The sequence below is a fragment of the Tenacibaculum profundicola genome (assembly GCF_057220795.1).
The window spans coordinates 2,289,709-2,311,763 of record NZ_CM170137.1 but is presented as its reverse complement, the minus strand read 5'-3'; the positions used below and the strand labels follow the sequence as shown (position 1 = coordinate 2,311,763).

The 22,055-nt window shown below is 33.1% G+C and carries 19 protein-coding genes; 12 read left to right on the top strand and 7 right to left on the bottom strand.

Annotation, left to right across the window (positions count from 1 at the left end; translation table 11 throughout):
* The first annotated feature begins 39 nt into the window (after positions 1-39).
* From AC2TDS_RS09915 to AC2TDS_RS09880, 8 genes are all read left to right on the top strand, one after another.
* On the top strand, positions 40-837 hold the full coding sequence (locus AC2TDS_RS09915) for an aspartate/glutamate racemase family protein (RefSeq protein ID WP_484735432.1): 798 nt from the start codon (positions 40-42) through the stop codon (positions 835-837).
* A 21-nt stretch (positions 838-858) separates the two neighbouring features.
* Positions 859-1,197, top strand: a complete 339-nt coding sequence (locus AC2TDS_RS09910; protein ID WP_484735431.1) for a cupin domain-containing protein — start codon at positions 859-861, stop codon at positions 1,195-1,197.
* 2 nt (positions 1,198-1,199) lie between these two features.
* The gene (locus AC2TDS_RS09905) at positions 1,200-1,538 is read left to right on the top strand and encodes a hypothetical protein (protein WP_484735430.1); all 339 of its coding nucleotides are present in this window, start codon (positions 1,200-1,202) and stop codon (positions 1,536-1,538) included.
* A gap of 42 nt (positions 1,539-1,580) precedes the next feature.
* Positions 1,581-2,567 (top strand): zinc-dependent alcohol dehydrogenase family protein, encoded by a 987-nt coding sequence (locus tag AC2TDS_RS09900; RefSeq protein ID WP_484735429.1) that lies wholly within the window; start codon positions 1,581-1,583, stop codon positions 2,565-2,567.
* Positions 2,568-2,905: 338 nt separating this feature from the next.
* Positions 2,906-4,123, top strand: coding sequence for a cytosine permease (locus AC2TDS_RS09895; protein ID WP_484735428.1), 1,218 nt, complete (start codon positions 2,906-2,908; stop codon positions 4,121-4,123).
* Complete coding sequence (locus tag AC2TDS_RS09890; RefSeq protein WP_484735427.1) at positions 4,104-4,754, top strand: S-methyl thiohydantoin desulfurase family protein; 651 nt, start codon at positions 4,104-4,106, stop codon at positions 4,752-4,754. The genes AC2TDS_RS09895 and AC2TDS_RS09890 overlap by 20 nt, the downstream gene beginning before the upstream one ends.
* 4 nt (positions 4,755-4,758) lie before the next feature.
* Positions 4,759-6,345, top strand: coding sequence for a hydantoinase/oxoprolinase N-terminal domain-containing protein (locus AC2TDS_RS09885; RefSeq protein WP_484735426.1), 1,587 nt, complete (start codon positions 4,759-4,761; stop codon positions 6,343-6,345).
* Positions 6,346-6,783: 438 nt separating this feature from the next.
* A complete protein-coding gene (locus AC2TDS_RS09880) occupies positions 6,784-7,869 on the top strand; it encodes an S-methyl thiohydantoin desulfurase family protein (protein ID WP_484735425.1) in 1,086 nt (361 codons plus the stop codon).
* 512 nt (positions 7,870-8,381) lie between these two features.
* Here the strand turns inward: AC2TDS_RS09880 and AC2TDS_RS09875 are convergent.
* Entirely contained in the window at positions 8,382-8,717 is a 336-nt protein-coding gene (locus AC2TDS_RS09875) for a single-stranded DNA-binding protein (RefSeq protein ID WP_484735424.1), read from the bottom strand.
* A 231-nt stretch (positions 8,718-8,948) separates the two neighbouring features.
* Between AC2TDS_RS09875 and AC2TDS_RS09870 the strand changes: the two genes are divergently transcribed.
* Positions 8,949-9,302, top strand: coding sequence for a hypothetical protein (locus AC2TDS_RS09870; RefSeq protein ID WP_484735423.1), 354 nt, complete (start codon positions 8,949-8,951; stop codon positions 9,300-9,302).
* 267 nt (positions 9,303-9,569) lie between these two features.
* On the opposite strand, the gene AC2TDS_RS09865 is transcribed toward AC2TDS_RS09870, so the two are convergent.
* Together AC2TDS_RS09865 and AC2TDS_RS09860 are read right to left on the bottom strand one after the other, a co-directional pair.
* On the bottom strand, positions 9,570-9,773 hold the full coding sequence (locus AC2TDS_RS09865; RefSeq protein WP_484735422.1) for a hypothetical protein: 204 nt from the start codon (positions 9,771-9,773) through the stop codon (positions 9,570-9,572).
* A 94-nt stretch (positions 9,774-9,867) separates the two neighbouring features.
* The gene (locus AC2TDS_RS09860; RefSeq protein WP_484735421.1) at positions 9,868-10,335 is read right to left on the bottom strand and encodes a CBS domain-containing protein; all 468 of its coding nucleotides are present in this window, start codon (positions 10,333-10,335) and stop codon (positions 9,868-9,870) included.
* Between the two features lie 106 nt (positions 10,336-10,441).
* On the opposite strand from AC2TDS_RS09860, the gene AC2TDS_RS09855 reads away from it, so the two are divergent.
* Entirely contained in the window at positions 10,442-12,742 is a 2,301-nt protein-coding gene (locus tag AC2TDS_RS09855; protein ID WP_484735420.1) for a M20/M25/M40 family metallo-hydrolase, read from the top strand.
* A gap of 355 nt (positions 12,743-13,097) precedes the next feature.
* On the opposite strand, the gene AC2TDS_RS09850 is transcribed toward AC2TDS_RS09855, so the two are convergent.
* From AC2TDS_RS09850 to AC2TDS_RS09835, 4 genes are all read right to left on the bottom strand, one after another.
* Positions 13,098-15,224, bottom strand: a complete 2,127-nt coding sequence (locus AC2TDS_RS09850; protein ID WP_484735419.1) for a hypothetical protein — start codon at positions 15,222-15,224, stop codon at positions 13,098-13,100.
* 5 nt (positions 15,225-15,229) lie between these two features.
* Positions 15,230-15,700: a phage tail-like protein gene (locus tag AC2TDS_RS09845; protein WP_484735418.1), complete on the bottom strand. Its 471-nt coding sequence runs from the start codon at positions 15,698-15,700 to the stop codon at positions 15,230-15,232.
* A gap of 436 nt (positions 15,701-16,136) precedes the next feature.
* Positions 16,137-17,792 carry a DUF6029 family protein gene (locus AC2TDS_RS09840; protein ID WP_484735417.1) on the bottom strand — a complete coding sequence of 552 codons (1,656 nt, stop codon included), beginning with the start codon at positions 17,790-17,792 and terminating at the stop codon, positions 16,137-16,139.
* Positions 17,789-18,289 carry a TlpA family protein disulfide reductase gene (locus tag AC2TDS_RS09835; protein ID WP_484735416.1) on the bottom strand — a complete coding sequence of 167 codons (501 nt, stop codon included), beginning with the start codon at positions 18,287-18,289 and terminating at the stop codon, positions 17,789-17,791. The genes AC2TDS_RS09840 and AC2TDS_RS09835 overlap by 4 nt, the downstream gene beginning before the upstream one ends.
* Positions 18,290-18,754: 465 nt before the next feature.
* Here AC2TDS_RS09835 and AC2TDS_RS09830 point away from each other — a divergent pair, with 465 nt between their 5' ends.
* Together AC2TDS_RS09830 and AC2TDS_RS09825 are read left to right on the top strand one after the other, a co-directional pair.
* Complete coding sequence (locus tag AC2TDS_RS09830) at positions 18,755-19,843, top strand: Omp28-related outer membrane protein (RefSeq protein WP_484735415.1); 1,089 nt, start codon at positions 18,755-18,757, stop codon at positions 19,841-19,843.
* 1,126 nt (positions 19,844-20,969) lie between these two features.
* The gene (locus AC2TDS_RS09825; protein ID WP_484735414.1) at positions 20,970-22,034 is read left to right on the top strand and encodes an Omp28-related outer membrane protein; all 1,065 of its coding nucleotides are present in this window, start codon (positions 20,970-20,972) and stop codon (positions 22,032-22,034) included.
* Positions 22,035-22,055: the final 21 nt, after the last annotated feature.

The following is a 22,055-nucleotide window of genomic DNA, read 5'->3' as shown; positions in this document are numbered from 1 at the left end:
ATTATCAATAACTGTTTTTTATCTAAAAAAACTTAACAAATGATGAATTCACTTAAAATAATGTACTTAAACCCTATAGGTTTTGATGCATATGATACTCTTTTCGCCGAAATGATTGAGAAGAATAAATTCCCAAATACCGAAGTACACGTAACCTCATTAACTTCTGGTGTTGGTTTAATGGATAATTTGGAATATAGAACGTATAACTTACTAGTCGCAACGGAATTGTTAAAAGCTACTCAACAAGCCTCAAAAGAAGGATTTGATGCATTAATTGTCGGGTGTTTCTATGATCCATATTTAATTGATCTTAGAGAAATTTCTGGCGAGATGCTAGTGATTGGCCCTTGCCATTCATCCATTGAAATAGCATTAAAATTATCAAACAAGTTTTCCGTCATTATTGGGCAAAAAAAATGGGAGAATGAAATGCAAACTACCATAAAAGAATATGGATATGGAGAATATTTGGCTTCTTTTAGAGATGTAAACATGAATGTTTGTGAATTTCAAAAAAATCATGACGTTACAGCTAGTAATTTGTTTATGGCGGCAAAAAAAGCTGTAGTAGAAGATTTTGCGGAATCTATTATTTTGGGATGTACCTGCGAGTTTGGGTTTTATAAAAACATCCAAAAAGAATTAGGAGTACCTGTTATAGACCCCTCTCTAGCTGCTCTTAAGCAGGCCGAGCAAGCAGCACTCTTAAAAAAACAATACAACTGGAAGCCTTCTCGAAAATGGAGTTGCCAAGCACCGCCTCATGCAGATATTGAGCGATTTGAGTTATTTAAAGAAGAATTTGTTTTTGGAAATAGAATTGTTGTGAAGTAGTATAACAAAAATCTGAGATCATTGGAAATTGTAAACCTCACATATCCGTCAGGCTCTGAAGAAGATTACCTAAAAGAACTTTTTGTTCACAATGATGATGCTTTTAATCTTCAATTTGGAACGGTATTTCTAAAAAAAGGAACTCGAATTCCGAAAGAAGGTTTTACCCATCACGATCAAAAGAAAATAGTCTTATTAATAGAGGGTAGTGTAAATATTTTATTAGAGAATCAACCAGATTGCAAAAGACATTTAGCTGCAGGCGAATCTTTTATGGTCGACTATTTTGAGGGGCATGGAGGAATCGTTGTTGAAGACGCTAAAATAATTTTTGTGCTATTTGGTAAAAAAGACAACTAATCATGAAATTAAAAAAAATCAATTTCCCTAAAGAAGGGGAATACTATAACAAGGAACTGCTATCTCATACAAATGCAGGGGTAACTACTTCATTTGGAACCGTATTTCTAAAAAAAGGAACTCGAATTCCTGAGGAAGGGTTTTCTACACATCCATTTAATGAAGTATCTATCATTACCAAAGGATGTATAGAGATGCTAGATAAAGACGGTTCGGTTTCAGGTTACCTAACAGAAGGAGTGGCTGTTTATATCAATGCTTTAGAGCCTCAAGCAGGTAACGTACTTAAAGACACAAAGCTAATATATGTTTTAAATCAAAAAAGCGAATCCGATAAATAGAAGAAAAAATGACTAACTCATAAATTATAAATTTATTTTTAAATGAAAGTTATTAGGTTTCATAAAATAGGTAGCCCAGAGGTTTTACAGTTTGACGAAATTAAAATAGCGCAACCTAAACGAACAGAGGTCGTAGTTAAAATTGAAGCATTTGCCCTTAATCAGGCAGATATTCTTTTCATTCATGGGATGCACTATACGCAACCTATCCTTCCTTCTAGAATAGGATCAGAAGCTACTGGAGAAGTTATTTATGTTGGTAAAGATGTTACTAAATTTAAAAAAGGGGATAAAGTTTCTTCAATTCCTTTCTTTACAAATCAATATGGAGTTCAAGGGGAATATGCTACCGTTCCTGAAATGTATCTAGCCAAAGTACCTGATAATTATAATACTGAAGAGGCAACATCCTTCTGGATGCAGTACTTAACAGCCTATTACGCACTATTTAAAATCGGGAATGTGCAAAAGGGAGATTATGTATTTATTCCTGCAACTTCTGGAACAGCCGGACAGGGGGCTTTAAAATTGGCAAAAGATGCAGGAGCTATTGTAATTGGTTCGACCAGAACTCCAATTAAAAAAGAGTTTATTAAAAGTTTAGGAGCCGATCATGTAATTGTTACACGAGAGGAAAATACATTAGAAAGATTAAAAGAAATTTCAGGGGAAACGGAAATTAAATTTGTTTTTGACCCCATAGCCAGTACTGAGTTTACTCAACAATATATATCGGCACTTTCTTTTGGAGGTACTGTTGCTATTTATGGCTTATTAGAAGGAACGTCTCCAAAGTTTCCTGTACTCGACTTAGTGCGTAAAAACGTAACACTCCACGCTTATTCTCTGTTTAATTATATTAGAGATAAATATTTGTTAGAAGAAGGGAAACAGTATGTGCTAGAAAGAATTCAAGAAGGAACGTTGAAACCTATAGTTGATCGTGTTTTTGATTTTAAGAATACTATAGAAGCTTATAAATACATGTTATCCAATAAACAGAAAGGGAAGATAGTAGTAAAAATTTAAACAACCTGTATGGCAGATAATATAGTTGCTAATAGGAAATAATATGATGAAAGCACAAAATGTATTTCCATTATTAACCAATTAAAAAACTAATACTTAAATAATCATTCATAAAAGAAAATATAAATTATCAGGAACTTATAGAAGAGCTGAAAATGGCCTCTAGGAAGGAATGTTTAGAAATACAGAAAGAAACAGAAACCGTTGAAGAGGGAAAAAAGTTGAGGTACTATTAGTTAATAAAAGCCCTTTAATTGATATTTCTTCTCTGTCTAAGCAGGAAAATATAAAAGTGATTTTTCAAGAAGGTATAGGAATAATAAATAAAATCTAGAATTATGAGTAACAATAAAAACAACACAAAATGGTATAGTCTTGCAGGCGTTTGGTTTGGAGGAGTTGTAAGTGTCCCTGCTTTACTTATAGGGAGTACGTTGATAGCCTCTCTTAGCTTTAATCAATCAATATTTACTGGACTTATTGGTTTTAGCTTCGTCGTGTTTTTTATGTCATTGTTAAGTATTGCCGCTGTAGAAACACGTAAAGCTACAGTTTCACTAGCCTCTAGCAGCTTTGGAAAAAATGGTGCAAAAATAATAGTTGGTTTAGTGATAGGACTCTCTACTTTAGGGTGGTTTGGTATACAAACCAATATAGCAGGAGCTTCATTTTCTAAAATACTAATTGAAATGAATGGTACAGAAATTCCCGTATGGGTATCTTCTGTTTTTTGGGGGATAATAATGGTACTTACTGCTGTATTTGGATTTAAATACTTAAAATGGCTTAACTACGTGGCAGTGCCAGCTATTGTACTATTACTTGTATATGGGCTAGTTATTACATTTAAAACACATAGCTTTCAAGAAATACTAAACTATACTCCAAAAGAAAGAATGCCTTTGTTACAAGCCATTGGTCTTACAATTGGCTTTATCTCTGTAGGAGGTGTTATATCTCCTGATTATAATCGTTTTGCTGCCTCAAAAAAGGATGCAATACTTGGTTCTATTTTTGGTATTATTCCCTCAGCCTTATGTCTATTGGGGATAGGAGCCATATTTGCTATTACCCAAGGAACTTATGATATTGTTGAGATTTTCTCTACTCTAGGCTTTCCTTTTCTTGCAATGTCAATACTTATTCTAGCGACATGGACATCTAACGTAATGAATATTTATTCTTCAGGGTTAGCATTTACTGATCTCTTGAATCTGAAACAGATATCACGATCTAAAACCACTTTGGTTACTGGAGTTATTGGAATTGTATTGGCCGCTATTGGAATACTATCACAATTTATGAGTTTTATTAGTTTACTTACTATCACCATCACTCCTATAGCTGGGGTAATGATTGCCGATTATTACCTTTCTAAGGTCTATACTGAAAACTATGTTTCATATAATTGGAACGGAATTGTTTCGTGGATTTCAGGTGTGTTAGTGATGCTGTTGATGGATTCAGAAATTAAAAATATACTTGGCATTGTGGTTGCTACCATAGCGTATTTTATAGTAACAAAATTGAGCAGGAATGAAAAAAATAGGGCTTAATGAAATTAACTATATCGCTACAGGAGCGGGCGGATTAAATGGAATAATACCAATTTCTATAGCAGCGTATAAACAAGTACTGCTTGTCGATGCAGATGGTATGGGAAGATGTTTTCCTCGGCTAGATTTGGTCACGTTCACCTTGCATAACATACCGGTATCTCCAATAACTCAAGCAGATGAAAAAGGAAATAATCTAATTTATTACCCTATTGATAACGCTTGGGGAAAGACCTTAGTCGGTGCTACTACAATTCAAATGGGGAACACATGTGCTATATGTTGCTATCCTATGAAGGGTGCTCAAGTCAAAAAAGCTACTGTTCATAATGTAATCTCTTACGCAAATACACTTGGAAAATCAATTATTGATGCTAAAGCAAAAGGGTTGAATCCTGTTAAATCACTTATAAATAACTCTTCTGTTATAAAGCTATTCACTGGGAAAAATACAGATGTTCGAATTAAAACTCAAGGACGTTGGAACGAGGGAATTTGTGAGATAACTGGTTTAGATGAAGATTCAAATTCACAAATGTTAATAGATTTTCAAAATGAATATCTGATTGCAAAATTTGGTTATAATGAACTGTATATACCTGTCGAAGATTTAAATACTAATAAAACGTAAAACAATGGAATATTATAAAATAGGCGTAGATGTAGGAGGCACCAATACAGACGCTGTATTGGTGACACATGACAACCAAATACTATCAAAAACTAAACAAACCACTACACTTGATATTAGCAGTGGGATAGAAAATGCTCTAAAAACGGTGATTTTAGACGGAGCCGTTCCTAAAGATGAGATTAAATATATTATGCTTGGTACCACCCATTGCACGAACGCACTAGTGGAACGTAAAGAATTGAACAGAGTTGGGGCTATCCGAATAGGCTTACCAGCGAGTAAGGCTATACCAACAATGACTGATTTTCCTTCAGATTTAAAATTGTTATTGAATAAGCATATATATATGGTTCATGGCGGGTATGAATTTGATGGAAGACCAATAAGCCCATTAGATGAAAATGAAGTGAAAGAATGTCTAAAAAAAATGAAAGGACAAATAGACTCTTTAGCGATTACTGGAATTTTTTCAAAGACATTACCTGATCAAGAATTGCAGGTCGCTACTTGGGCCCGTGAAGTGCTCGGAATGGAAACTAAAATTAGTTGCTCACACCAAGTTGGAGGGTTAGGGCTCTTAGAGAGAGAGAACGCAGTTATACTCAATGCGGCTTTACAAGGAGTGGCTTCTAAAATGGTGAATGCTTTTGAAGAAACGGTAAAGCGTTTAGGCTTAACTTCTCAATTATTTTTAGGCCAGAATGACGGTACGCTAATGTCTTTGAGAGATGTACAAGAATTCCCTGTACTCACTATTTCATCTGGGCCTACTAACAGTATACGAGGAGCAGGAGCTTTATCAAAGGTTAAAAATGGAATTGTGATTGACGTTGGAGGTACCACTTCTGACGGAGGGGTACTGGTTAATTTTTTTCCTAGAGAAAGTACCCAGTCAGCCCAAATAGGTGGCGTGCTAACTAATTTTAGAATGCCAGATGTAATCGCTGTTGGTATCGGAGGAGGAACAATTGTAAGATTCGAAAACAATCAATGTAAACTAGGACCGGATTCTGTTGGGTATCTACTGAAAGAAAAAGCAATTGCATTTGGAGGAGATAAGTTAACGCTTTCTGATTTTTTTATTGCTGAAAATCACTTAAAAATTAAAGACGCTCAAAATAACGTAGATGTACAACACAAAATTCAATCTGTTGTTGGTATTTCATATGCAAAGGCATTAAATGAAGTAAAAAATGCAATTAGAGAAGCTATTGAAAAGCTTGTAGATAAGTTAAAGACAAACGCTACAAACATACCTGTAGTAGCTTGCGGTGGCGGTGCTTTCTTATTACCGAAAGAAATATCTGGAGCCTCAGAAGTGATTTTTCCTGAGCATATGGAAGTTGCTAATGCCTTTGGTGCCTGCATTGCCCAAATTAGCAGCGAAGAAGAATTAGTTATAAACACTTCTCAAAATAATGAAGACAAAGCATTAAAAAATTTAGAGTTAAGTGCAGAAAAAAAACTATTAGAAAAAGGAGCCATAGCAAATAGTATTACTGTACTTACTAAAGAATCAATACCGTTGGCATACCTTCCAGGCGCGGTAAAATTAAAGGTAAAACTCTGTGGAGATTTAGCTGTTTAAATAGATGTTTAGGTAGTGATGTAGTTACTTTATATGTAAAATCATTTTATGACGACAAAAGCACCAAGTATTGTCAAAGGATCGAGAAAAACCGATGATATTAACTCTCTGAAACGAAGCAACTCAAAAATTAACACTCACTAAAGTTAATTGTGGAACTTCCTTCATAGAATCAGTATTTGCCGAAGTTATACACACTAAATATTATAGAAAAAGCAGATCGCTATAAATTGACGTGTACTTAAATTTCAAGATGTGGATCTGCAAGTAAACAGGCATAATACGAGCCTGTTATGGAATCTATTTCTATGAACGTACACATGCAAATTCACTTATTACATTTAAACTATTACCAAGTGATTTGTATCGTACTCCTTTTAAAGGGCAAATTGAGGAATATTATTTTAAAAATTATGATTAACTAATGAAATTCATTTTATGATAGAGATTGGAATTAAAGATTTAGATGCCATAGCTATGGGATCAACAGTTTTAGGAACAGGTGGAGGTGGAGACCCATATATTGGGAAACTACTAACTAAACAAGCTATTAACAAATACGGAAACGTAGTTTTAATAGACGCTAACAACCTCGACAATGATGCAGTGGTAGTATGTGTTGCTGCGTTTGGAGCGCCTTTGATATTAGTTGAAAAACTATTTTCTGGAGATGAATTTGTTCAAGCTTTTGATATGATGGAAAAGTACCTTGGAAAAAAAATAGATGCCATTATCTCAGCAGAAGCAGGAGGTTTAAACGGTGTGATACCTATTGGAGTAGCAGCTACCAAAGGAATTCCTTTGATAGATGCAGACGGAATGGGAAGGGCTTTTCCTAGACTTGAGATGACAACTTTTACTTTACATGGAATTTCATCCTCTCCGATAACGCAAGCAGACGAAAAAGGAAATCAAAACGTGTACAATGCTATTGATAATACGTGGGCTGAAACCCTAGTAGGAGCAACAGCTATTCAAATGGGAGGTTCTTGTGCTATCAGCTGTTTTCCGATGACTGGTGCCCAAGTAAAGAAAGCCGCTGTACACGGTATAATTACCTATGCTAGAAAAATAGGAAATGCCATTTTAAACGCAAAAAATTATAATATCAACCCTATAACAGCCTTAATCGAAACAGCAAGTGCGATACGATTATTTTCTGGTAAAATAAGTAATGTAAAAATTACTATAGATGGAAGATGGAACAAGGGAACTTGTGAAATATTAGGTCTTGATAGTGATAAAGGAAGTAAGCTTGTACTTGATTTTCAAAATGAATTTTTAATGGCAAAAAAGGACGGCAAAACAATAGCTTCTACTCCTGATTTAATATGTTTAGTAGATGCCGAGAATGGGTATCCGATAACGGTGGAAAGTATTCAATATGGAGCTAGAGTTGTTGCCTTGGGAATGAAAGCAAATGCGCAATGGAGAACCCCAGAGGGTCTCGTTTTAGGCGGTCCAGAAAAATTTGGATATAAAGAACATTTTGTGCCTGTAGAACAACTAAATCAGAATGGTTGATTTATGAGGTATACGTCAAAAGAATAGATTTAAGGTAAGGAGTATTTAGAATGATCCTCTAATATCATAAGTTTTTTTAGGCCTTTAATTGGTGAAATGTGGGGTAGAATACAGTTAATGTTTTATTAAGGTAAAGGGTATAAGATTCAAAAAAAACAGAAGAGTATACTACTATTAAATCGTGGGTATAGAAATTGAATTAGTTGTTAATTTTTTTAGTAAGCTTATATTATATCCTGTTTTTTAATTAGGTTAATAAGATTTTTATGATATTAATTTATCGATCGTAATTCTTTATAGTAAATGTCGATCTATAGGTAGCGCACAAATATGACTGTACGGAAGTGGTTGTGTAACGTTACCTAAGATACGGTATGATTGAGTAATTTTACCTAAGAATCGGTATTAGCAGAAATAGAGCTACTTTAAAAGGTAGCTCTATTTATTTTTTCTTTTTCAATTTTCGAAGAAATTAATCTTCATTTTCTTAATAGATATAGCAATTTCCCCCTCTATTTATGTCCTAACATAAGTAACTCGTTACAGACTACTTCTGTAATATATCGTTTATTGCCTTCCTTGTCTTCAAAGGATCTCGAAGTTAACTTTCCTTCAATGATTACTTCACTTCCCTTTTGAAGAAATTGCTCAACGATATCCGCTGTTTTATTCCATGCTATTATTTGGTGCCATTGTGTATCTGTTACTTTTTGGCCTTGAGAATTTTTGTACGTTTCATTAGTTGCTATCGAAAATTTTGCCAGTTTCTTATTACTTTCTAGAGTAATTATTTCTGGATCATTTCCTAAGTTCCCAATTAACTGTACATTGTTTTTAAGTGCATTCATAGTATTAATTTTATTCGTTAAACAGTTAAGATGTTGCCATTCATTGTGAATTGACACTGCAAAGATGCTTTACAAAACCTGCTCAAAACGGTTATTAAACGTTTGTTTTCGTTTGTAAATGAATGTAAACGTTTAATTTATTTTAATATCTTTATACCATTTACCATTTGAATTTACTGTAAAAGTAAATTCAAATGGTAAATGGTATTATTTCTATAAATTGTATAACAAATGAACGATGTTAAAAAATGCTTAGAGTGTGGCGAAAAAGTTCTAGGAAGAATTGATAAAAAATTCTGCTCAGATTATTGCAGAAACGCTTACAATAATAAAACAAATAAAGAAAGTAAAAATCTTATAAGGAACACCAATAACCGTTTACGAAAAAATTATAAGATCCTTTGTGAACTGAATACTTCGGGTAAAACAAAAGTAACTAGGCGTAAGTTGTTTGATAAAGGATTCGATTTTAAATTTATCACTGCTTTATACATTACGAAAAAAGGAAATACTTATTTTTATGTATATGACCAAGGCTATTTGGAACTAGAAAATGAATGGTTTTTGCTAGTTAAACAGGAATAATCAATACTTTTTATAAAGTAGGAAAAACATTAATTTCATGTTTACCTCGGAAGTTATTATGTGTCGTTATTTTATATTCATTATTTTAATTTTTACTATTCGGTTTGCAATCAAACCAATACATGTTGTCAAAATAGTGATACATAACGGGCTAATTAACGGAAATTCAGTTACAGAATTATCAAGTAATAGCTCCAATTCAGAAATTTGTACTATAGTCAAGATAATGATCAAAATAGAGAAAGTCAGTAGCGACATTAAATTCCGTTATTTTGATTTAGGATTATATCCAATCAGTAATTCTTCCGTATAGATAACCAAAAGCACAATGGTTACAATGCTCGGAACAAGTAACTTCCAATGATTATGTTTTTCTGCTATGATGGTGCCTAGTATACAATCAATAAAGGTTATCCATCCACAAATATATATGGTAACTACAACTAGCCCAATCCAAATTGTTCTTACCATTATTTCCAATGTCCTGATTTACAATCTATATTTAGGCTTCTAATTACACACAGTTAAAAAACTGTAAGCTTATAAGTAATGCTCTAAAAGTTATTTATTTCCAAGTATTTCCTTTTAACTTCATGGCAGCCTTTAGTACATCTTTTTGACTAATTTGCCCAACAAGTTTTCCGTTTTCAACAATAGGAAATCTTCTTCGTTTAGATTCCAAAAATTTGTTGGCAGCATCTAAGATATTCATGTTTCCATCAATAGTTTCTACTTCTTTTACCATCGCTTTACCAACCGTACTGTTCTTATCAATAGGTAGATTGTAATATCTGCTGTCCGAAATTTGTTTTATGCAATCTCCTTCAGAAATAATACCTATCAATTCATTATTTTCGTTCACTACTGGTCCGCCTGAAATTCTATTTTTAATTAATGTTTCAATTACATCTTCAATCGCTTGATGTTCTTTAAATGAAATAATTTTTGTTGTCATGTAATCTGACACCAAAATAGATTCTGATTCTCTTTTTTGAGGATTTGTACGTTTTCCCTGAAAGTTTATAATTCCCATAATTGTTTGACTTTTATGTATTAAATATACTGATTTTAAATTACGTTTAGTAACTATGTTAAAAAACATATAATTTGATTACTTTTATGTGAATAAAACCAACTAAATGAAAAAAACTAATACCTTCTTCGCAACCTTAATCATACTACTAACCATCTTTTGGAGTTTTAACGATAGTATCCCTTCTTTTTCACCAGAAAAAGAACCTGCACATGACACTATTTTTTCCATTAATAATGCGCTATATCATTTAAAAAACATTTCGAAGAGACCTCATTTCACAGGAAATATTGAACATAAAAAGGTTCAAGAATATATTGTAACAGAATTAAAAAAACTCGGATTACATCCAGAAATTCAGACACAAACGGCTATTAATAAAAAGTGGAAGGGAGGCACTACGGCAGAAAACATATTAGCTAAAATTAAAGGATCTAATAGTGGTAATGCTTTATTAGTATTAACTCATTACGATTCAAACCCTCATTCAGCCCTCGGTGCTAGCGATGCTGGAGCTGGAGTGGTTACGCTTTTGGAAGGAGTAAGGGCTTTCCTATCTAAAAAACAGCAACCGGTTAATGATATTATCATATTATTTTCAGACGCTGAAGAATTAGGTTTATTAGGGGCGCAAGCGTTTGTTGAAAATCATCCTTGGGCTAAAGAAGTGAAATTGGTTTTAAACTTTGAAGCGAGAGGAAGTGGAGGACCAAGTTATATGCTTATGGAAACTAATGGGAAAAACAAGAAGCTTCTTGACGAGTTTAAGAAAGCGAATGTAAATTTCCCAGCAGCAAACTCTTTAATGTATAGTGTTTACAAAAAGCTTCCTAATGATACAGACTTAACTGTTTTCAGAGAAAATGGCAATATTAATGGTTTTAATTTTGCGTTTATAGATGATCATTTCGATTACCATACTGAACAAGATTCTTACGAAAGACTTGATCGCAATTCGCTCTTGCATCACGCCGACTATTTTACAAACACACTGAATCACTTTGCATATAATGACTTATCTAGTTTAGATAGTGACGAAGATCTTGTGTTTGTTAATTTCCCATTTATAAAACTGCTAACTTACCCTTTTACTTGGATATTTCCTATGTTCATTTTTGCTTGTGTCGCGTTTATTATTGTTTTCCTTGTTGGACTGCGACGCCGAAAAATAACCATAAGGGGTAGTCTTAAAAGTTTTATACCTTTTACATCATCACTTATTCTTTCGGGAGGTCTGAGCTACCTTTTATGGAAATTAATTTTAGTTGTACATCCTCAATATTCCGATATATTACACGGTTTCACCTATAATGGCTACCAATATATTGCCGCCTTTACGTTGTTAACATTATGGTTATTATTTAAAATTTATAGCTATTTCAATGCTGAAAAGACCACCGATTTATATATGGCTCCTATAGTTTTCGGATTATTTCTCAATGCTTTTATAGGAAAGTATTTATTAGGCGCTGCCTTTTTAATTATACCTGTTCTTGCCGCTATTTTTATTCTAAGTATGCTGGTTTTCATGGATATTTCGAAAAGGACAAAACCCGTTCTTTTTGCGATCATATCAGTTCCCACAATTTATATGATGAGTCCAATGATTAAGCTGTTTCCTGTAGCATTAGGGCTAAAGACGATATTCATCTCCTCCGTACTTCTTGTGATCATGTTTGGATTTCTAGTCCCTATATTTGTTCATCATAAACAAAAGAGTATCTGGCAGTTTTTAACAGGTTTTGCTGCGCTCATTTTATTTAGTATAGCCACTTTTAACAGTGGGTTCTCTATAGACAAAAAGAAACCTAACAGCTTAGTATTTGTTCAAAATTCAGATGAAAACACTTCATATTGGGCTACTTACAACCAGGTGTTTGATAGTTATATTGAGCAAGTTTTTGATGCGGATTATACTAGTGGGGATATCCTGAACACAGAAGGAAAAAGTAAATACAATACACGTTATACTTATTGTAAAAAAGCCGATGATAAGAATATTCCTACCTCTACTATTAAAATAGATATCGATACCATAATCGACACTAAAAGAGAGATCCATTTTACGATTGTTCCAAACAGAAAAGTTAATAAGTATGAAATTTACAATAGTACTCCTTTTACTATAGAAAGTTTATGTGTTAATGGTGTGTTCTACGATAAAGGGATGTCTTTTGAAGCAAAAAGAGGTTCTTTACTGGTTTATCAAATGGCAAATTCCGACAGGGATCTAAGCATTACATTCACCATTGATAAAAACGTGAACCCTGAGCTTATTTTAAACGAAATATCATATGACCTCTTAGTGAATCCAACGTTTAGTTTAAAACCACGTGATGAAACCATGATGCCTATGCCTTTTGTTATTAATGATGCGATCATTACTACAAAGAACTTGGAATTCTAGTTAATACCAGTTATTGTTTGAATTTACTGTAAAAGAAAATGAGTATTTTTTTCTTTATATTGAAATAGAAAGGGAAAAAGGACGTTTTATTACGGTAAATTCAAATGGTATAATATATGTAATAATACAGGTTTATTACTTCTTAAAGAATTTGATCTTATACGATTTACAGATACATATTTCGTATATAGGTATTGAATTATTTTAAGTTAGTTTAAGGCATAAAACTTTAGCATAGCGAAGCTATGGTTAACTTTTATAACGCAAAAATAGCTATAAAAGAAATAATAGATATGCGAAATATGTATTTGTAAATTGTATTACTATGTTTAAAAGCAAGCTTGTCAAATTCTTTTTACTTCATGCGCTCTCTTATATTGGTGATCTTAGAAAGAGTTCTTTTTAGTAAATTAAGCAATGCCTGTTGATTTTCTTCTGAAGCTGGAGTATTGTTAGTGGTAATTGTATTGTTTATAGTTAAATTTGGTTGCACAGGGTTGTTAAAAGCATTTTTAAGAGCTTCTGATTTTTGTAATATTTTATGAGTATAATACAATAATACATCTTGATTGTTTGACCATTCAGGTAATGGAATGAGTTCTACATTTCTAATAAAGGATAAATCGATCTCTGGAATAATTTCTATCCATTCGGAGTACCCGAATCGAGATAATTTTACTTTGGTATTAGAAGCATCTGCCGGAGCGGCAAATAAAGATTTGTAAATTCCACTGTACTCTATGGTTTCTTGTATTACCACTTCTGGGGAGGGAACAAAGTCTGTGATAGTTATCGTGGTATCAGTTAAGTTTGGTAATTCAACGTATTTATAGATTCCAGTACTGTCAATATAACCAAACTCTATGACTGACGCATTAGCCACACTAATAGTTCCAGTGCTTTCTATACTCGTAAATTTAGTGCCAAATCGAAGTACGGTACTATTGATGGTTATTGTTTTAGTTCCTTCATCTACTGCAAACACGTCTGGAGCGGTTTGATCGAGGGTAAGATTCCAATCTTGTAATAAGATCAGACGGTTCCCGTTTGTTGCAAAGAAAAAATTCTCAATACCCAATGTTGTTAAATTGTCTACTTTGAAACTCTTAGCGCGATCAAATAATTTATCTAGATTATCGATTTGTGTGTACCCGTCTACTATCGCTTTGTTTGGCTCGGAAATAGCCGTATCATCGAAAACTTTAGTAGAGATAGAGGTTCCATTAATTCCTTTTAATTCAGTATCTGGGATGATTTGATACAAATAGTTATAGGCCCATAAATGGATGTCAAATAAATCACTATCGTCGTTATTTTTACCTCTGTAATCCCAAGCGTAGGTTCCACTATTTAAACCATTAGCGCCACCAGTGTTAGCAATATTAGCAGCGAGTAATATCTGCTGCTGAGGAACGTTCCCATTAATGTCGGTTTGAGCGATATATTCTTTGTCTGCTATATTATTTACAATATGCCCTTCTTGGTTGTACACTTCTCTATTTCCATTATTTGTGTCTTTAATATACATGGTAATTCCAGAGGCTGGATTATTTGCCAAATCACTTACGTTAAGATCTAATTCTTGATATACTAAAGCTACTCCATATCCAGATCCATTACCATCATTCTTATGGTTTCCGGCAATTAACTGTGATCCTGTCTTTGAATTAATTAATATAGGTCGACATCCCTGCCAGAATTTTATATCCTGAGTATTCCCTTTGTCTCCTCCAGAATACCCTCGGAAAGTAACATCGTAATTAGGAGTTGAACCAGAAAATGCGATAGCACCACCAGTGGTTTCAGGACTATAGTTGTCCATCTGCTGTGGTCTTCTTAAAAAAGTAAGATCTCCTTCCCCATTGCCTATAAATGTAAGACCGTCTACAAAGAAGTTATCTGATTGTTGTCTAACTTGAACTACATCCGATGTGGCGCTTCTTCGCACCAGTAGCACCGCATTTGTTATTCTAACGGTAGAGGTAGGTTCGGCATACCAAGGTAATTGTCCTACATCAATTGTAGCTCCTTTCCAGTTCCATGTAGCGCCATTACGTATGGCAATGGCGGCCGTGTTTACACCGCAGCACCCAGCATCTGTTGAAGATATAAAAACCCCAAGCCCTAGCGTTTGTCTAGTAACACCATTGATAATGACATCTTCTCCTAAATTGTAGGTTCCTCCATTTTGTATGTCGATAATAGGATTACCAGGATTATTAAATAATAATTGTTCCTGTTCCGGATTATGGTCTAAACTGCCTTGGATTACTAAACGTAAATTATTTAGGTTATAGGTAATATACTGATTTGAACCGGTTCCGTTTGAAGTAGTAGTTACACCTGTTATTCCCGATAACCCAGATAAGTCTGCATCTATTCCAGTTTGTGTGATGGTGCTTCCAGCTAAGGTGAAATTGGCGAGCAAGGGTTGCAACAGAATGCAATAAGTAAATACAAAAAGTATTTTTTTTATAGTCATGTGATTTAATTATAGGTTAAACCTTGCACTTGTGCCAATGTGTTAGGTTGACTTCCAGATCCAGAAGATCGGACTTCAGTATTTACGTTTGCTTTGTCATATCGGATAACTAAATAATCTGTTCCGTTCTCAGTCATCGATATATAGCAATAATCATCATCCTCAAAAATCAATTCGTTGTCTACATCTTTAAAAGTGGTAGTAATGTCATACACCGAGTTGCTGCTGTTAATCGTTAAAAAAGAGTCAGAGGTGGTTATATTTTTAATTGGGGTCATTATTTGCCATGAAGTGTCATCTCTAAAAAATATATGTTGTGTTGAAGTGTTGTATAAAACAGATCCTTCTTTAGGTAAAGTGATTGCATTCATCTCAGATGTTGAAGCTGCTGGCATTAAAAATACAGATTCTGCGTCTATTTGAGTAAAGCATAGGTAAGACTGTGCTATCATAAATAGCAAGGCAATTTTTTTCATATAGTAGTTGCTTCGTTGCATTAATTGATTTAAAATAAACTAATTAATTGATGCCAAATATACTAAAGATTTATAGCCTTTCAAAAAGTTGTGCTGTTTTCTGGAGTACAATTCACTCTTTTTGGGTGACTATTATCTTTCTAAAGTTTAACGAAAAGTAAACGAACTTATACCATCCTGATATTAGTTTGCCGACGATAATTGGTTATGGTGAATGCCGGACTATTGGTAAGACATAAACATGATTGGAAGGAAATAGATGCGTAATTTTAATTAAGAATCGTATTATTGATTAATTGACGCAATTTGAAACGTATATATGGCTCTTCACTGATTGGGGAAAATGATATAAAAAACAAAGATGTTCTTCTTTAGAACATCTTTGTTTTTAGTTTCTTGATACGATTTTTTACATCCAGTTTAAAAAGAACGAAGCTTAAAAACTCATACTAATATTAGCAGTGACACCAGTGCTTTCAGGAACATTTCTACAAACTCCACCAACACATATTAAACCTCCACGCTGCCTTCCATAGTTAAGGCCAAAACGATGTGATTTAAACGTATAACTTCCTCCAAGGTTGTAATAGTGAATTTTTTTGGAGATATCGGTGCTTCCATAATTGTAAATGTCGTTTACATAAAAAGCTAGGTTTGAGGAAGCGTTAAACTCTATAGTACCACCAACCCAATTTTTCCGGTCATCTTCGGTCCATAAATGTTGTGCTTCCATTCTTAAAGATTTGCCCTTGCCAATTTTATAGGTTGTTTCTGCTACAAGTATATTAGCATTTATCTCTCCTGATCGTTCTTCAATAAATTTTTGGTTATAGTATTGGTTTACGAAATAAAATATATTACTCCATTTCTTTGACCACTTTTTGCGTATCTCTAGGCTTATATCTGAAAAATATTTCTCGCCAAAACCAAAAAAAGAGGTTGTATAATTAATATTTTCAAATTCTGTAAAGTCAGCTGGCCCATTAAGTCCTGACCAATAGGAAGCATTAAGAGCAAGTTTAGTTCCATACTTACCACCAAAAAAAGTACCCTTTTTAACTTTGTAAAAAAGATCTAGCTGACCTCCTATTTCTCCAAATTTTGAAATAGGTTGAAGGAAAGACACTTGAGGCTGTGCTTGATAAACATAAATATTTGTCAGTAAATAATCGTGTTGTTTTGTGAGGCCTGGAACATAATTTATAATGTATTGATTGTAAATATTGCTAGAAGCTTCTCTTTCAGAATAAAAAGACATGTTTTCTAGTCGCCTGAAAGTAGCATCAATACCAAGTCCTTTTTGGGTAAATCCAACGTTTGCGTAAAATCCATTTCCAGGTTTGATACTTCTTACTTTACTGTCAATGAATAGAGCATCATCTCCCTTTTGAAGGTATTCTAACCCAGCATAAAAATTTCCTGAAGAAAAGTCTACCCTACCTCCAAACAAATTGGTTAAATCACTTAAATTAGGAGTGGGGTTGGTTTGTTTTTCTTGCCTTCCAACGTAACTAAGCCCAACAGTTAATGACGATTCTTTTAACTTTAAGAGATCAGATACGTGTACGTTTGCGTCAAAACCAAAAACATTGCCTTTTGAATGCTCGAATCCAGCTCGTTGTTTTCCATAAAGAGCGATTAACTCAATGTAATCAACAGGTGTATATTTAATACGTCCCCCTCGAAGTGCGTTATTGATTCCTAATTGCCTATCTTCCCAAGAGCGAAGTGCTAGCCCGCTTCCGAATTGCTCATAAAAGTGCCCAACCGTAATATCTAATTTTTTAGATTTATAACCAGCATAGTATAGGCCTAGGTTTGTTTTTTCAAAACCAGGAAAATAATTTAGAAGAGCCATCGGGGCATAACTCTCAACTTGAATTCCAGCGTAAAAGTTTTTGTACTCATAAAGTACTGATAAATAGTTGTTCGATCTAAATCGATTTGATTCAGTAAAAGGTCCAGTTTTTGAATCGTCTGTATAGTACTGAGAATTGGATTCTATTCCTATCGACAAATTACTATTTTCTTGAGCTTTTAACAAAGGGCTAAAGAGAATAGTACAACAGAATACTACGAGTAAGTTTTTCATTTTTCTGTACTATTTTTACTAGACATTTTCTGTATAATTTCATATAACTCATCTTCAAAACCAGGTGTGTAACCAGAGTGCCTATAGGCTATTTTTCCATTTTTAACTATGACTAAATGAGGAATAGTATTGATGTTTAAGGCCCTTTTGAGTTCTTGGTTTTTATCTATTAATATTTTGTATTCCCATCCTTTACCATTCACTAAAGCTTTAACTCGCTTTTGTGATCTTGAATCATCGGTTGAAATGGCAATCAATTCAACGTTGACCTCTTCTTGCCAATCCTCATATACTTCACTTATAGCATCTAATTCATTCAAGCAAGGCACACACCATGTGGCCCAAAAAGTTAATATCGTTATTTTATTGTTGTCGATTTCATCGGCAATATTTACAGCCGTACCCTTGATGTTCTGAAGACTCTTGTTAGGGATTTTCTGTTGAGAAAAGGACATGATTGTTGTTAGTAATAAACAACTAAGGAATTTAATTTTCATAATTAGTATAGTTTAAAATTGTTCGTTTAATTGAACAAAAAATGGGTGTTTTTACCTTGAAACCCAATTACATTTTGAACAGATTAAAAGGCAAATAAAATAAAAATATTGAATTTTTCAATAGATTTAGTAATAAAAAATTAGAAAAACGAATTGAATTAAAATGATTTATAGGGATATGTTAAATCGAGTTTGAATTTTTTACCGCTCGGATTTTGTTAATAATTTCACTTTATATAATACACTAGTAATCAGAGGTGTAATTTACGGTATTAAAATGAAACACGGATTAAAATCATTTTAATTTTACAGCAAAAATTATACATTTTGTTTTTATGAAGAACGTTACAGAATTGAAATTTATTACGAAATAATGAGTTTTTTAACAAAAAAATTAGGGTAAACAAGAAGATTCATGTTGTATAACAAACATTAGTGACTAATTAAAAATTTAAAAAGCAAAAAATGAATAATTCAAACAATTTTTTTTTAAGAAATGTACTCTTTATTTTCCTTATTTGTGGTCTGATTTCATGTTCGCCTTCGGATTCAGGTTCAGACCCAGATACTGATGGAGGAGATATCAGTGAGGAAAACGTAAATTCTGTATTTCTAAGAATGAATAAAAATTCTGATTTTCTTTATTTAGGAGAAGAAGTTGAGCTTTCAATTTTGGTAAATGAATACAAAATTGTAAAAGACGAAGCTGAATTCTTTGTTAATGGGGAAAAAATAACAGGATATAAATTTACCCCTGATGCTGAAGGTGATTTCGAAATCAAGGCTTCATACAAAGGAGTTGACAGCGAAAATAAAATAGACATTAGTGTCGAGGAAAAGGGCGAGGTATTTGAAAAGAATGTAGTAATTGAAGATTATACTGGAGCATGGTGTGGTTATTGCCCTAGAGTGTCGTATGCCATAGAATTAGTTCAAGAAGAATCTGAAAACGTACTTGCAATTGCAGCACATTATAATGATGCGATGGAAAATAGTTATGCAAATGATTTGAAGAGCTCATTTCCTGTTGATGGCTATCCAACTGCTTTCGTAGACCGTAAGGATAGATGGGACTACCCTGAACCCCATAATCTTAATCAGGTTTTAGGTTTGTTAGATACAGGAGTTGCTTGTGGGATAAAAATGGAATCTACAGTAAGTGACACTGAAATGCAAGTAAATGTTGAGGTGAAGTTTGGAAACTCGATAAAGAAAGACTTAAAACTTACGATTTTAACGTTAGAGGATGGTGTCGTTTTAAAGCAATCAAATTATACGAGTTATTATGGAGGAGTAGATCCAATTCAAGATTTTGTACATGATCATGTTTTAAGACATGCATTTACCAATGTACTTGGAGAGAGCATTAGTAGTTCGTCAACGTTAAAAGGAGGTCTTTATGAAGTAGATTATACTGCTAATATACCTTCTACTATTCAAGATCGAACTAAGTTAAGCTTTGTTGCGATAGTTTCTGATGCAATGACCAAGGAAGCTATTAATGCAAGAAGTGTTAAGGCGAATGACACCAGTGATTTTCAATTAGAAGAATAAGAATAGTTGTAGAAAATAGACTTAGTCACTTTATATATTATAGAGTTTACAAAGTGAATTCAAGAGTGCACTAGCTTTTTAAGTTTAGTGTACTTTTTGTTTATTTGAGAATGAGTCAAGTTATTTGACTATGTAAACTCAAGCAAAACTTAAAGAACAATTAAATACGTTATCTCATGCCCTTGAATTTTTTTTGGAACTTGTGTTGGTATTCATGAAACTCTCACAATGATAAGAGTTAGTTTAGTATTTTGATGCACGGGCTACTCGTTATTGTTTTGTTTAGTAAGGTTACGCTATATCTCGCCACAAAACGAAAAGCATAAACATTTTTTAGAATTGTAGATCACATGAATATTTATTTACGTATTACAAGAGCGTACAGGTCTGTTGTATTATTTGGAATTTTCTACTGAGAAAATGACATGATTATTGTTAGGAATAAACCACCACGAAATTTATTTTTTATAATTAATATAGTTTTAAATTGTTCGTCTGATTGAAACAAAAAAGGGTGGATTGAACTCAAAGTTCAATTTTTATGTTGATCAGGTGAATGGGCAAATAGAAATATTAAATTATTCGACAGAGTTTGGTAATGAAAAAATAGATTTTCTCAAGATAACTTATGGCGATATTCTAATGCAGTTTATGATTTGAAATTACTGTAAAATAAGATGATTATTTTTTTTCCATTTTCTAATGAAGAAGAAAGAGAAAAGGGCGTTTTATTATGGTAATTTTAATTTGTACCTAGTATAGATTTAGAGTTAACCTTCTTCGATTAAAAAACACAAATCAACTTTAGAATTTGTCAATAGCAAATAAAAAGCTGTTATCTATTGGGTTTTACCAATTAATTCAATCTGCTAAATTCGATTTTAACTTTAGTAATGATTTAAAAACAAGGGATGTAATTTATACACTCCAAAGTTAGAGTTGAATTAAAATTGTTTCTATTTAACAACAAAATTTATACATTTGTTTTTTATGATACATGCTGTAACCTTAAAATTAATTGTGATATCTTAAATATTTTCACAATAAAAATCAGAGGAAACAACAAAAGTCATGTTTGAGATAAAAATAATAAACTAACTAACTAATTAATTTAAAAAAGTAAAAAATGACCAAAACAAGTAGTTTTTTTTTCAAAAAAGTATTTTTTATTGCCCTTATCTGTGGCCTGGTTTCATGTTCAGGTTCAGGTGAAGGAGACGCTCCTAGTGAGGAAATTGTAAATTCTGTTTCACTGAGAATAAGTAAAGAACAAGATTTGTTGTATATAGGTGAAGAAGTTGAACTTTCAGTGGTGGTAAACGGCTTTAAAATAGTAACGGATGGTGCTGATTTCTCTGTGAATGGAGTGGGAATATCAGGATATAAATTTACACCGACAACAGAAGAAGATCTTGAAATAAAGGCTTCATATAAAGGTGTGGAAAGTAGTAATAAAATCAATGTTTACTCTGAGGTAAAAGGTGAAGTGTTTGAGAAAAACGTAGTAATTGAAGATTATACTGGTGCATGGTGTGGTTGGTGTCCTAGAGTATCACATGCTATAGAGTTGGTTAAAGCAGAAACAGCTAATGTAGTTGCAATTGCTGCGCATATAGGTGATGAAATGGAAAATAGTTATTCACAGAGCTTAAAAAATTCATTTGAAGTTTCAGGGTATCCGACGTCTTATGTAGATAGAAAGAGCCAATGGGAGTATCCTGAGCCTCAGAATATAAGTCAAGCTTTGGATTTAGTAGGTAATGACATGCCTTGTGGAATAAAAATGGAATCTACAGTAAGTGACACCGAAATGCAAGTAAAAGTTAAGGTAAAGTTTGGTAATTCAATCAAAAAAGATGTGAAATTAACTGTTTTAACTTTAGAAGACGGTATTGTTTTAGATCAAGAAAATTATACTGATTATTATGGCGGAGTAGATGAGATTCAAGGTTTTGTGCATGATCATGTATTAAGACATGCATTTACCAATGTACTTGGAGAGAGTATTAGTAGTTCGTCAACGTTAAAAGGGGGGCTTTATGAAGTGGATTTTACTGCTAACATGCCTTCTGAAGTTAACGATAAAACTAAGTTAAGTTTTGTAGCTATCGTTTCTGATGCAACAACCAAGGCAGCTATTAATGCAAGAAGTGTGAAGGCGAATGATACAAGTGACTTTCAGTTAAAATAATAACATAACAATTGTATAAAT